Here is a 13,793-nt window from a genome sequence, read left to right as displayed (position 1 = left end):
AGCACCCTAAGGTGCTTTTTAAAAAACGTGGTAGTTATCTTATTTAGAAGATAAAGCACCGAAACGTTTTTTGAACTTGTCAATACGACCGCCAGTATCAACAACACGTTGAGTACCAGTGTAGAATGGGTGACAAGCTGAACAGATATCTAAAGTTAGCTCTTCTTTACCAAGCGTAGAACCAACTTTAATAACGTTACCACATGAACAAGTTGCAGTAACTAATTTGTATTCTGGGTGAATTTCTTTTCTCATTGGGAAAACCTCTATTTAGGCCGTGTCGCTGCTCAGCTTGAATGAATTATTTCATTCAACAAAGTACCACACGTATTTATCATTGTATTACAGGTTGCGGATTGTATAGTAACGAATAATAAAAGTACAACTTAAAATAATTAAAATTTAACACTTAATTACGATGATAAAAAACAGGTTATAAATGGCCGTCAAGCAAGGCATAGCTGCATTTGGTCCTGCCAACAATTTTATGATTTATCCACTATATAAATCAATAGGATCAATGTAAAAGAACAAAATAGAAGTCTTAAACAGAACAGCACTACTAAACAGGTTACAATACAACTTCATTCTATACTTTATCATTTAAAACATATCAACTATGACTAAACCAATAATTTGCAGAGTAGCATTAGCTATTCCTTTACATAGACAATTTGACTACTTACTTGCGGCACATCTTTGTCCAAAAGATTCAAACTCACTGGTTGGTTGTCGTGTATTAGTCCCTTTTGGTGGCGGTCCGCGTAAACAAATTGGTGTGATCACGGCAACACCAGAAGAATCTGATTATGCGATTGATAAATTAAAGTCCGTATCACAACTATTAGACCAGCAACCTTTATTGAGTTCAGGCTTATATAAGCTATTAAATTGGGCAGCCATATATTATCAACACCCTTTTGGTGATGTATTTCAGCAAGCTATCCCAACGTTGTTACGAAAAGGGAAAGCGGCGACCTTTAAAACACAAGAGTATTGGAAATTAATTGAAGAAGATGTAAACCTTGAGCAATTATCTCGCGCTAAAAAACAATTAAATGCTGCAACATTATTACAAAACTCCCCGCTCGCTTATGAACAGTTAAAAAGCCAAGGTGTCACGCGTGCAACCTTAAATAGCCTATTAGAAAAAAGATTGGTTGAGCATTACGAAAAAATGCCAGAGACGAACTTAACGTGGCCATATGACATACGAGAGTTACAAGAAAAGCCTAACTTAAGCACCGAACAAGCAATCGCAGTGACAACAGTAACGCAGCAGTTAAACAAATTTAAATGCTACTTATTAGAGGGTATTACTGGTAGCGGTAAAACAGAAGTTTATTTAAACATTCTTAAAGCAGTATTAGAGCAAGGGCAACAAGCATTAATTATTGTGCCTGAAATTGGATTAACGCCACAAACAGTCAAGCGTTTTAAAGCGCGTTTTAATGTCCCTATTTACTTAAAACACTCCGCATTAAATGAACAGCAGCAATTAGAAACCTGGTTACATGCACAGCAAGGTAGTGCAGCTATTGTTATTGGTACTCGCAGTGCTATCTTTAGTGACTTTAAAAACCTCGGTTTAATTATTTTAGACGAAGAGCACGATGCCTCTTTTAAACAGCAGGATAGTTTTCGTTATCATGCGCGTGATTTTGCAATAAAGCGTGCTTCAGAACAACACATCCCTATCTTATTAGGATCTGCGACTCCTGCTTTTGAATCTCTTAATAACGCACTATCCGGTCGTTATCAGCATTTATTTTTAACGCACAGAGCAGGTAATGCTAAACCACCTAGAAACGATCTCATTAACCTAACGGGGTTACCGCTTAAGTCAGGTTTGTCTCCACAATTAATTGAATTAATGCAACAACATCTGGCAAAAAATAATCAAGTCATTTTGTTTTTAAACCGTCGAGGTTATGCACCCGTTTTAATGTGTCATGAGTGTGGATGGTTAGTAAAATGTGAGCGTTGTGATGCATTTTATACTTACCATAAAAGTGCTAACTATTTGCATTGTCATCATTGCATGGCTACGCACCCGGTTCCCGAACAATGCCATGACTGCGGTTCTACTAATTTACACTCTACAGGTGTCGGAACAGAGCAACTTGAAGAAACATTAAATCAGCTATTTCCCAATCATCCAACAGTGCGAATTGACCGAGACAATACGCGTAAAAAAGATAGTTTCAATAATTACCTTGATGATATTAATAGCGGTAAATATAAAATATTACTCGGCACACAAATGCTCGCTAAAGGGCATCATTTCCCAGACGTCACATTGGTGGCTTTAGTCGATGTGGATGGTGCTCTTTTTAGTAATGACTTCCGAGCAAGTGAGCGATTAGGTCAGCTATTTACACAAGTAGCTGGAAGAGCAGGACGTGCAGAGAAAAAAGGCCAAGTAGTTTTACAAACTTTTCACCCTGAACATAATTTATTACAAGAACTAGTGAATAACGGCTATGGTGACTTTTCACGTACGGCATTACAGGAAAGAAGAATGGCACAACTACCGCCTTTTTCTTTTCAAGCACTGATTAGAGCTGAAGCATTAAATGCAACACAAGCAGAAAACTTCCTGACGCTATGTAAACAAATTTTAAATCAAATCGCAGATAATAATAAAGTCAGTGATAGATTATTAATATTAGGGCCAATCCCAGCGTCAATGGAAAGAAGAGCAGGAAAATACCGCTTTCAATTATTGCTACAAAGTGAACAAAGGGTTTTGATAACAAAAACATTAAACATCGCATTAGCGCACTTTGAAAAATTACCAGAAGGCAGGAAAGTACGTTGGTCGATTGATGTTGATCCTATCGATTTCATCTAAGTATAAATATAGATATAAGTACAACCTTAAAGAGGATTGATTAACTAGCGCAGTTACACAGAATTATTTACAGGGTCATAAAAGCAAAAAGCCTAATAAGCACATCTCAATGTATTATTAGGCTTTTTGCTTTATTTATTTTAAAAATTTTCTATGTAACCTTTATTACTCGCTCACAGTAGATTAACTAAATTCGGCGAGCATCAGACACATCTTTTAGTTGCTTTAATTTAACCAATAGCATATTGATCTCTTTGTTATTTTGAACTTCTAAAGACAGGTCAATAGTCGCCGTTAACGTCTTCGTATTGGTTTGACTGTTAACACCTAAGAGGTTGACTTTTTCATTGGATAATACGGTTGTAATATCTTTCAACAAGCCATTTCGATCATCTGCAATTAAGCGCAACGTTAATGTATAACCTGATGATTGAGAGTCTCCCCAGTTTGCATTAATAATACGTTCTGGATGTGCGTCTTCTAAATCGGCTAATTGTTCACAGTTTTTTCTATGAATTGAAATACCACGTCCTTGCGTAATATACCCAACAATACTTTCACCAGGCACCGGCTGACAACATCTTGCAATGTTATGCATTAAATTACCTACGCCATCGATAATAATGTCTTTGCCTGTATTTTTAGGCGCTATTTGTATTTTACGGTTTTGTAACTCTAATAGTGCAGCTGCATCTTGTTGCTCTAGTGTTTGCTGATGATAAAAACCATCTAAAAAGTGAACAAGCTGGTTAAGGCGCAGATCGCCATTACCAATTCCCGCATAGATATCATCGGTTGTGCCGACATTAAAACGCGTGATTGCAGGTGTGATGTCAGTTAACTTCAAATCGACTTTAACAAGCTCAGCTTCTAATAACTCTCGGCCAGCTACAATATTTTTATCACGATCTTGCTTTCTAAACCAAGTCGCGACTTTATGTCGCGCTCTTGGCGCATTGATATAACCCAATTGTGGGTTTAACCAATCACGGCTTGGATTTGGTTCTTTCTGAGTAAGAATTTCAATTTGATCGCCGGTTTTCAATTGATAGGTAAAAGGAACAATATGATTTGCTACTTTTGCACCAATACAACGATGCCCAATCAGGCTATGAATATAATAAGCAAAATCAAGTGGTGTAGAGCCTGCAGGTAAATCGATGACTTCACCTTTAGGTGTAAAGACATAAACGCGGTCATTAAATACTTGGCTACGAATTTCTTCAACTAAATCATCGCCATCGGTCATATCCTCTTGCCATGCTAAGAGTTTACGCAACCATGCTATTTTTTCTTCGTAGTTACTGGCTGATTTACCACCAGCACTCCCTTCTTTGTATTTCCAATGTGCCGCAACGCCCATTTCCGAGTCTTCATGCATCTGTTGAGTACGTATCTGAACTTCAACAGGTTTCCCACTATCGCCTAAGACAACCGTATGAATAGATTGATAACCATTAGGTTTAGGGTTGGCAATATAATCATCGAATTCACGAGGAATATGACGCCACTTAGTATGTATTGCGCCTAATGCGGCATAACAATCTTGTAATTTTTCAACAACAACACGCACCGCGCGTACATCATATAGCTCATCAAACTGCAGATCTTTTTTCTGCATTTTGCGATAAATACTATAAATATGCTTAGGACGCCCATAAGCCGTCCCTTCGATATTCATTTCAGCGAGTGATGATTTAACAGTTTCAACAAAATCTTGAATGTAGTTTTCACGGTCAATGCGTTTTTCATCAAGCTGTTTAGCAATATTTTTGTAGGTTTCAGCTTGCAGGTAACGAAAAGAAAGGTCTTCTAATTCCCATTTTAACTGCCCTATTCCTAGGCGGTTTGCTAATGGTGCATAGATAGTTGAGATTTCATGTGCCAATTTAACTTTAGTGTCTTCATCAGCGATTTTAACTTGGCGTAGGTAACATATTCGTTCAGCCAACTTAATAACCACTGCACGTACGTCTTCAACCATTGCTAATAGCATGTGTCGTAAGTTATCAACTTGAGATTCGGCGTTCTGTTTGTTACCACGACTTTGTAAGGCTCTAATACCTTCCATTTCCATTGCGCCTTTTGCTAATTTAGCAATACGCGTTGGCCATAACTCATCAACTTTTTCAGTACTTAAGACATCTTGGGCGAGTAAAGGAAATATTAAAGCTGCATTTAAAGTGTCCATGTCCATGTTCAAAGTCACTAAGATCTCAACCATTTCACAGCCTAATTGCAATGCAATAATCTGTTGTTCTGAGTCACATAAACCACTCACTTTATTATAGTTTTCGAATAAGTTATCTTGATCTTGTTTACTTAAACCAAATGTTGTCACCCACATTTCTGGGTCATTTAATGCACTTTGGTAAAAATGTGTATCACGAACTGAAACCATCTAACTCTCCAAAAAAAGTAGCTGAATATTTAAGTTGGAAGTAAAAATTAACGCTTATAGCATGATGTTTAAATATCGAGTCATCACCTTTAAAAAGGATAAATATAGACGCTATCCCTTTTGATTTAATTCACATGAAGCGATTCTATTTTATAGAGGCTTCCCATTAATTTATATTTGAATCGCCAACTAAAAATCATTTAATCAAAAAACTAATAATACTTAAAATTATTAACTTATAAAGCCATTGTCTATTTATTATTGTGACAATGGCGTTTTAAACGTAGATTATTTTTTAGTAAATAATGCCATTGACTCCATATGTGCAGTTTGTGGGAACATGTCAATCAAACCTAATTTAGCTAATGTGTAACCTTGCTCTAATAGTAATGCACTATCTCTTGCTAATGTCACCGGATCACATGAAACATAAACAATATGGCTTGGTTTTTTATTGGCGACAAACGCCATACACTCGGCAGCCCCCGCTCTAGCAGGATCTAGTAATATTTTATCGTAACGTTGTTGTGCCCACTCTGCTTTTAATTCATTCAAGTCGCTTAAGTCTGCTTGATAAAAGGCAACATTAGTTAAATGACAATGCAGGGCATTCTGTGCACCACGGTCGACCATTTTTTGAATGCCTTCAACCGCAACAACTTGTGCAACATTTTTAGCAATCGGCAAGGTGAAATTGCCTAACCCACAAAACAAATCTAAGACATGATCCGTATTTTTTAATTCAAGCCAATTAATCGCTTGTTTAACCATTTTTTTATTAATATCTGCATTTACTTGTAAGAAATCATCGATATTAAACTCAAACTCACAATCTTGTTCTGCTAACGAATAGGTCAACTTATGTTGTTCTGTTAAACATTGAATATCAGTCGGGCTGCTTTGCGCATAAAAATGTAATTGATGTTCTTCAGAAAAGGCAATGATTAATGCAATATCTTGATCTGACAATGGTTTTAAATGGCGTAATAACACGGCAACCGTATTATCCGCTTCAACCAACTCAATGTGGCCTAATGCCATTTTGCCTTGCAGTTGATTTAACAACGCTTTAAGAGGCAAAATTAATTGTGATAATGCAGGCTTTAATACAGGGCATTTTTGTTGATTAATGAGTTCATTACTGCCTGAACGACGAAAGCCCATTTGTACTTTCTTGGTTTTTTTATCGTACATCACACCAAAACGAGCACAACGGCGATAAGCCCAGGCATCAGATTTTAATGTTGCTTGTAATTGTGTTGGTTTATGTTTTGCGAAACGTTCAAACAACGTCATCAGACCCGTTTTTTTTATATCAATCTGAGTCGCTTGTTCAACATGCTGTAAATGGCAACCACCACATTCTTGATAATGTTCGCAATGTGGCTCAATACGCAGATCACTCTTTTGCTGTATTTTTAGAATACTGGCTTTTTTATAACGTTTTTTATCTTCATCGATAGAAACGTCAACAATTTCACCAACTAAACCACCTTCGACGAACATCGGCTTATTTTGATGGAATAACATCCCTCTGCCTTGATGATCGAGCTTATCAATCTGGCAATGCTTGATTATGTTGTTATTTTGCTTATTTGTACGCGATGTTTTGAAGAACTGGGCCATAAATATTTCACAGGTGAAGTAAGCTATGCCATGATAGCAATTACGTTTATCGGAACGCTATTGTCACACAAAAAATACAAGCATTCATTACTCCATTGAAATTAGATTTTACCTTATGACTAAATACGGCCTACGCGCACAAGTTATTGCCTACACTGTTCTACCGACTGTCCTTATCGGTGGGATTTTAGCAGGTTACTTTTCATTTCATCGTTTTCAACAAGCCGATGAATTTTTAATTGATCGCGCATTAAATATTGCAGATGCGCTATCTATTGCCAGTGAATACGGTATGCAGGATGAAACCAGAACAATTCTGCGCCGATTGATTGGTACAACACATCGAAAAAATAGCCCAATGATCAAAAGTATCGCTATTTTTACAGCTGATAATCAATTATTTGTTATTAGTAATTATCATCGTGACTATCAAAAGTTGCGTTTAGATAAAGACCAACCAATACCCGACTTGCCACAAATCACAACTTTAGATGACAGTATTATCATCCATAGCCCAATTATTGATGAAACAAACTTTTTAGAGTATCAACTAACCTTCGACCAACCCCGAAAAGTGGTCGGTTATGTTGCGCTTGAAATAAATAGAGATCAGATTGAGCTACTACTTTATCGTGATGCCGCCTTTTCCTTATTAGTGGTGTTGTTAGGTATTATAGGCAGTTTATATTTGGCCTTTAAACATGCTAAACGTATTACAGCACCTATTTCAGACATGGCATCGGTCGTTGAAAAGATCAGTTTAGGTCGATTGAACTCTCGTGTTGAGGGTGAATACACGGGTGAAATAGGTTTACTGCAGCATGGTATTAATGAAATGGCATTAGCGATGTCGAAACACCATGAAGAGATGCAAGAAAGTATTGATTTAGCGACCAGTGAATTACGTGAAACGCTTGATCAAATGGAAGTACAAAACATTGAGTTAGACATTACGCGTAAAGAAGCGCAACAAGCAGCTTCTGTTAAGTCTGAATTCTTAGCAAATATGAGTCATGAATTACGTACGCCATTAAATGGTGTAATTGGTTTTGCAAGACAGTTATTAAAAACACAAATGACCAATAACCAAATGGATTATTTACAAACGATTGAGCGTTCCGCGGGTAATCTACTAAACATCATTAATGATATTCTCGACTTTTCTAAGCTAGAAGCCGGTAAATTAGATCTTGAACATATTCCTTTCGAAATCCGTGAATCGATTGATGAAACAATGCATTTATTAGCGCACAGTGCACACGAGAAAAATATTGAATTAAGTTTAATGGTTGATGAAGATGTGCCACAAGAATTAATTGGTGATGCGATGCGCCTACAGCAGATATTAACTAACTTAGTAGGTAATGCGATAAAATTTACTGAGCAAGGTAATATAGAAGTTAAGATACAACGTACTGAACAAGAAAAGGATACCGATAAAAGCATCAATCTTAAATTCATTATCTCAGATACAGGTATTGGCATCTCAGAAGTACAACAAGAGCAATTATTTAAAGCCTTTGGACAAGCAGATAGCAGTATCACTCGTCAGTATGGCGGTACTGGTTTAGGCCTCGTTATCACGCAAAAACTAGTCAATGAAATGAAAGGTAGTATTGACTTAATCTCTACCCCTAATGCAGGGTCTACTTTCTGGTTTACGATCGCCATTGAAAGATGTACTCGCGTACCACTCGCTTCACTTCCGTTAGAAAGGTTATCTAACCGTAGCGTCTTGGCTTACGAGTCAAATGAATATGCTGTACGTGCTTGCTCTCAATTGCTAACTCAATGGAAAACTAATGCCACGATTACTGAAACTGATATTCAATGGCAAAAAGCACTGAGTAAACGTTATGACAGTATTGTCATTGGACATAGTAATAATACTAATATCACTCCACTGCTAGCCCATATAGAAGAAGCAAAAGAATACACAGATAATATCATTGTATTGCTTAACTGCAGCGATCCAAGTGTGTATGAACAATTAATGGAAACGGGTATTACTCATTGTTTAAACAAGCCAGTTAACCATAAAAACTTTGCCAATGCCTTAGTCTCTAATGAGACAACACCGACAAGATTACAAATATCAATGCCGATACAACGCAAAGATATTAATGTTATGGCTGTCGATGATAATAGAGCAAACTTAAAACTTATCTCTGCCATGTTAACCGATAGGGTTCACCGGGTAACCACCTGTAAAAACGGCAAAGAAGCCGTAGAACACGCAAAAAATACGCCATTTGATATTATCTTTATGGATATACAAATGCCTATTTTAGATGGCGTCAGTGCTTGTGCTCAAATCAAAAAAGATTCCCTTAATGAAGAAAGCCCTATCATTGCGGTAACAGCACACGTATTACCTGGTGAAAAAGAGCAGTTCCTGCAAAAAGGTATGGATGATTGTTTAGCAAAACCGATTGATGAATTAGCATTACAAGCCATTATTGATAAATGGGCACCTAATGCACAAATTATGGAGACAGGACCTCAAGAAGAAATAGCGAAGCTTCCTCATAAAAAAATCCCCGCCATCGTAAAGAAATCTTTTGACTGGGATCTGGCATTACAACAATCAGCAGGCAAGAGCGACTTAGCGAAAGAAATGCTGAGTATGCTATTGGAAGAGTTTGATGATATTCGTGACATCGCCAACAATGCTATTAACGGTCATTCAGATCCAGAGCAATTTGCACAAAAGATCCATAAGTTTCACGGGGGCTGTAGTTATAGCGGCGTGCCTAAATTAAAAAATATCGCGGGTTTAATTGAAAAAGAGATAAAAAATGCAGTAACTCCTGATCAGTTAGAGCCTGAATTGTTGGAACTGTTAGATGAGCTAGATAATGTAGAAAAAGAAGCACAGTCTTATTTATCTTAAAGTGTGACTCATTTTAAGTATTTACTAAGGAATTAATAAGTACAATAACGTTAAAAGTAGTTGGTTAAAATAAGTGTTTAAAAGTAACGGGTTAGAAATGGCAAGTAGACTGAATTAACTTAACTATCGATAACACCTTCACTTAGTCAATAAAAAGGCCTATCAATGATAAGCCTTTTTTAAAAGATTAACGCTAAGGTTAAAACTAAGTTTGTACTGATTATTTGTTATTTAATGCTATCAGAGCTTTCTAATAAGTTTCTGTGGTCATCTTTATCCATGTGCAATTGGCGAGTAGGGAATGCGAACTCAGCACCATGTTCAATCACTATATCAGCTACTTTTAATAAAACATCCTGCTTCACTTCATGAAATAAGATCCAGTTAGTCGTTTTAGTAAAAGTATAGATAAAGAAGTCTAAAGATGAATTATTAAATAAATCAAAGTTAACAATTAAAGTCTGTGATTGATCAATGTCAGGATGATTTTGTAACATCTCCCTAACCGCTTTTATAATATGCTGAACTTGTTGAATATCTTTATAACGCAAGCCAAAGTCTTCTTTGATACGTCGATTCGTCATACGCGATGGATTCTCTACCACAATCGTTGTAAACAAACTGTTTGGTACATAAATAGGGCGTTTATCAAAAGTACGAATACGTGTTACACGCCAGCCAATTTCCTCTACAGTTCCTTCGATTGATTTATCAGGGCTACGGATCCAATCGCCCACCTTAAAAGGTTTATCCATATAAACCATGGTTGCACCAAATAGATTCGATAATAAATCTTTAGCGGCCATACCAACAATCAATCCCCCCATACCACCGAACGCAAGTACACCAGAGATACTGACACCTAATGTTTGGATAATTGATAAGGTAATAATGGTAATAATGGACAGTTTTGCTAATTTAGATAATGCAGTCACTGTCGTTGTATCTTTTGCATCGTCAGCAATATAAGTATGTTCTGCTTTATAAACTAAGCGCCAAAATACCCAACCAATCAAAAATAAAATAGCCACTTTTTGAACCGCTGGTAAATAATCAGAGATAGCAAAATCTTCACTTTCTGCAATTACCCTCAATGACATCGATGTTCCCATCAATACAATGACCCAATTAATGGGTTTGTTAACTGCATAAAAAACAATATCGTCCCAACTATTCAACGTTTTAGCGATCATCTGTTCAGCTCTTCTTGCAAAATAACGCCAAACTAATTGCAAGAGAAGAGTGATACAGAGCATCAGGGCAAAATTAGCCACCCAGTTTCCAATATTTAATGTAAGCAGCCAGTCTGTTACATAAAGTTCAGCTTGTTCGAACATATAAATCCTTAGGGTAAAACGAAGACATTAAGAGAATAGCAACTGATGATACTCATAAAAGACTAAAAGCTAAACCAGTTGCAACAACTAAACAATTGATAAGTAGAGCCAATAAAACAACATTAACGAAAAAAGTTCAGTATAAGCAATAAAATATATCCATTCTAGTAAGTGATATTACACATTTTATTATTAAGTAACCGTTATTAAACGCTAAAAAATAATCTGTTCAATTAGGCGTATTCGAAAATATTATCATATATTGATGCCCTACTAATGAGTGTGACAAACAGATAAAATAGATGATTTTTAATACGTTAAACCTCCCCTTCCTTATGCCAACTTATTACCTCTGATTGCATAAGAGATTGGAAGGTTATTGTATTCAGGTTTACTGGTTATAAACCTTTATTTACGATGCACATCCATTTGAGGATAAGGTATTTTAATCTTTTCACTGTCTAACGCATTTTTAATACTTTCAGTTAGCGCGAATCGCACAGACCAATAATCACCTGATTTAACCCAAGGTCGAACCACAACATTAACACTTGAATGAGCTAATTCAGATACCGCTATTTGTATTCCAGGCTCAGTTAACACCTTATCATTCGCTAGCACTGCGGCTTCTAAAACTTGTTTAACATGTTTCAAATTAGACTGATAACTGACTCGTATAATAAGGTCAATACGGCGTATCGGCTTACGTGACACATTCACTATATTGCCTTTTAAAATAGCAGCATTGGGGACAACAATATGTTTATTATCACCCGTTCTGAGTATGCAGTGAAATATTTGAATTGATTCAACCGTGCCCGATGTTCCAGCAGCTTCAATAAAATTGCCTATTTTAAAAGGGCGTAATGTAACCAATAAAATGCCAGCAGCAAAGTTTGATAAAGCACCTTTTAACGCTAAACCAATCGCAAGACCCGCTGCTGCAATAATAGCGACAAATGAAGCAGTTTGAATACCCAAATGCCCTCCTCCTGCAACAAGAGTCATTGCAATCAAGGTATAACGAGCGATCGCTGACAGGAAGTCGACAATGGTTTTATCAATCTTCTTTTTAGTTAATAAACGAGATAGAAGCTCAGATAATATTCGCGCAATATATAAACCGACAACAACGATTAATATCGCCACAACAAAGTTAGCAATATAGCTTAATATCAACTCATTATGATCCTGCGTCCAATCAGTAAAAGATTGAAAAAATGAAGTTTTTACTGCTGACGTACTGGTTAGTTCTAGGTTTTCTAGTGACATGTTAATTCCTAATATGCCGATTTACTCGTGACTAATGGTTCGATAAATAACGTTCTTAAAAATCATTTAACAACAATTAGGTTAGCTAATACAATAGATCACTATTTGCTGAAATGACTTCCATAAAAAAGATCGTATTAATAACATAATATTCAAAAATTAATAACAAAAAAGCCATTTAGTTTTCACTAAATGGCTTCTCAATAAAGATAAATGATAGATATTAGAAAGGATTATTCTCTAACGTAAATAACTTCCATCATTTCGTCTTCATCGTCCCAATCTTCATCATCGATATGAACAGCACCTTCAACAGCATCAATCGCTGCCTTATGATAATCATCCCATTGGAATTCAACTTGTTGACGCTCTTCTTCTGGTGTAAATTCTGTTGGTAACTCTTCAAGATACGCAACTAATTCTTTACAAACGTCATGTGTACCTGTTTTAGAAATAGCAGCCACTTTATAAACTGGACCATCCCATTCAAGTGCATCTTTAACACGTTGCATGACTTCTTCAGCTTCATCTTCTAATAATAAATCAGTTTTATTAAAGATTAACCAACGAGGTTTAGCAGCCAATTTAGGGCTATGTTTCTTTAACTCTTCTAAGATAACCAGTGCATTCTCAGCAGGATCACTTGCATCTGCTGGTAGTAAGTCAATCATGTGTAATAACACACGACAACGCTCTAAATGACGTAAGAATCGAGTCCCTAAACCAGCACCATCAGAAGCACCTTCAATCAATCCAGGAATATCAGCAATAACAAAGCTATTACCGTGCCCCATACTCACCACACCTAGATTCGGGATCAAGGTAGTAAATGGATAATCAGCTACTTTTGGTTTAGCAGCAGAAACACTTCGAATGAAAGTTGACTTACCCGCATTAGGTAGACCTAACATACCTACATCGGCTAATAATAATAACTCTAATAATAAGTTACGTACTTCACCTGGTGTACCTTCAGTCTTTTGACGAGGAGCTCGGTTAGTAGACGTTTTAAAACGTGCATTGCCTAGACCGTGGAAGCCACCTTTAGCCACTAGTAATTTTTGGCCATTCTTAGTTAAATCACCAACAATTTCACCGGTGTCATCATCACGACAACGTGTTCCTACAGGTACTTTGATAATTTTATCTTTACCACGAGAACCCGTACAGTCTGAAACTTGACCATTTTCACCACGATCTGCATTATAAAAACGAACAAAACGGAAATCGATCAGAGTATTTAAATTTTCATCTGCTTCAAGGTAAACATCACCACCATCACCGCCGTCGCCACCATTCGGACCACCACGAGGAATATATTTTTCAGTACGAAAGCCGACGACTCCGTTGCCACCGTCACCAGCGTCAACTTTAATTTTTGCTTCATCAACAAACTTCATTACAACCTCC

8 protein-coding genes are annotated in these 13,793 nt (G+C 36.7%); 2 read left to right on the top strand and 6 right to left on the bottom strand.

The genetic code is table 11. The features are described 5' to 3' along the window. Positions 1 to 39 precede the first annotated feature (39 nt). On the bottom strand, positions 40 to 255 hold the full coding sequence (rpmE, locus tag Q0794_RS05970) for a 50S ribosomal protein L31 (RefSeq protein WP_025563502.1): 216 nt from the start codon (positions 253 to 255) through the stop codon (positions 40 to 42). A gap of 364 nt (positions 256 to 619) precedes the next feature. Between rpmE and priA the strand changes: the two genes are divergently transcribed. Beyond that, complete coding sequence (gene priA / locus Q0794_RS05965; RefSeq protein ID WP_298940840.1) at positions 620 to 2,854, top strand: primosomal protein N'; 2,235 nt, start codon at positions 620 to 622, stop codon at positions 2,852 to 2,854. Between the two features lie 187 nt (positions 2,855 to 3,041). Here the strand turns inward: priA and relA are convergent, their stop codons facing one another. Continuing rightward, a complete protein-coding gene (gene relA / locus Q0794_RS05960) occupies positions 3,042 to 5,255 on the bottom strand; it encodes a GTP diphosphokinase (protein WP_298940839.1) in 2,214 nt (737 codons plus the stop codon). A gap of 288 nt (positions 5,256 to 5,543) precedes the next feature. Beyond that, positions 5,544 to 6,881 carry a 23S rRNA (uracil(1939)-C(5))-methyltransferase RlmD gene (rlmD, locus tag Q0794_RS05955; protein WP_298940838.1) on the bottom strand — a complete coding sequence of 446 codons (1,338 nt, stop codon included), beginning with the start codon at positions 6,879 to 6,881 and terminating at the stop codon, positions 5,544 to 5,546. Between the two features lie 115 nt (positions 6,882 to 6,996). Between rlmD and barA the strand changes: the two genes are divergently transcribed. Continuing rightward, a complete protein-coding gene (barA, locus tag Q0794_RS05950; RefSeq protein ID WP_298940837.1) occupies positions 6,997 to 9,774 on the top strand; it encodes a two-component sensor histidine kinase BarA in 2,778 nt (925 codons plus the stop codon). Positions 9,775 to 10,001: 227 nt separating this feature from the next. Here the strand turns inward: barA and Q0794_RS05945 are convergent, their stop codons facing one another. From Q0794_RS05945 to cgtA, 3 genes are all read right to left on the bottom strand, one after another. Further along, the gene (locus tag Q0794_RS05945) at positions 10,002 to 11,111 is read right to left on the bottom strand and encodes a mechanosensitive ion channel family protein (RefSeq protein WP_298940836.1); all 1,110 of its coding nucleotides are present in this window, start codon (positions 11,109 to 11,111) and stop codon (positions 10,002 to 10,004) included. 408 nt (positions 11,112 to 11,519) lie between these two features. Continuing rightward, entirely contained in the window at positions 11,520 to 12,383 is an 864-nt protein-coding gene (locus Q0794_RS05940) for a mechanosensitive ion channel domain-containing protein (protein ID WP_298940835.1), read from the bottom strand. Positions 12,384 to 12,616: 233 nt separating this feature from the next. Next, positions 12,617 to 13,783 (bottom strand): Obg family GTPase CgtA, encoded by a 1,167-nt coding sequence (cgtA, locus tag Q0794_RS05935; protein ID WP_298940834.1) that lies wholly within the window; start codon positions 13,781 to 13,783, stop codon positions 12,617 to 12,619. Positions 13,784 to 13,793: the final 10 nt, after the last annotated feature.

It is taken from the genome of uncultured Psychromonas sp. (assembly GCF_947489755.1).
Taxonomy (GTDB): Bacteria; Pseudomonadota; Gammaproteobacteria; order Enterobacterales; family Psychromonadaceae; genus Psychromonas.
The sequence above is the reverse complement of the archived record's forward strand: the minus strand, read 5'-3'. Positions and strand labels throughout refer to the sequence as shown.

What these genes read in the sequence shown, in the direction of transcription:
- rlmD (WP_298940838.1), bottom strand. Translation starts at nt 6,881, where the DNA reads ATGGCCCAGTTCTTCAAAACATCGCGTACAAATAAGCAAAATAACAAC.
- barA (WP_298940837.1), top strand. Translation starts at nt 6,997, where the DNA reads ATGACTAAATACGGCCTACGCGCACAAGTTATTGCCTACACTGTTCTA.
- priA (WP_298940840.1), top strand. Translation starts at nt 620, where the DNA reads ATGACTAAACCAATAATTTGCAGAGTAGCATTAGCTATTCCTTTACAT.
- rpmE (WP_025563502.1), bottom strand. Translation starts at nt 255, where the DNA reads ATGAGAAAAGAAATTCACCCAGAATACAAATTAGTTACTGCAACTTGT.
- cgtA (WP_298940834.1), bottom strand. Translation starts at nt 13,783, where the DNA reads ATGAAGTTTGTTGATGAAGCAAAAATTAAAGTTGACGCTGGTGACGGT.
- Q0794_RS05940 (WP_298940835.1), bottom strand. Translation starts at nt 12,383, where the DNA reads ATGTCACTAGAAAACCTAGAACTAACCAGTACGTCAGCAGTAAAAACT.
- relA (WP_298940839.1), bottom strand. Translation starts at nt 5,255, where the DNA reads ATGGTTTCAGTTCGTGATACACATTTTTACCAAAGTGCATTAAATGAC.
- Q0794_RS05945 (WP_298940836.1), bottom strand. Translation starts at nt 11,111, where the DNA reads ATGTTCGAACAAGCTGAACTTTATGTAACAGACTGGCTGCTTACATTA.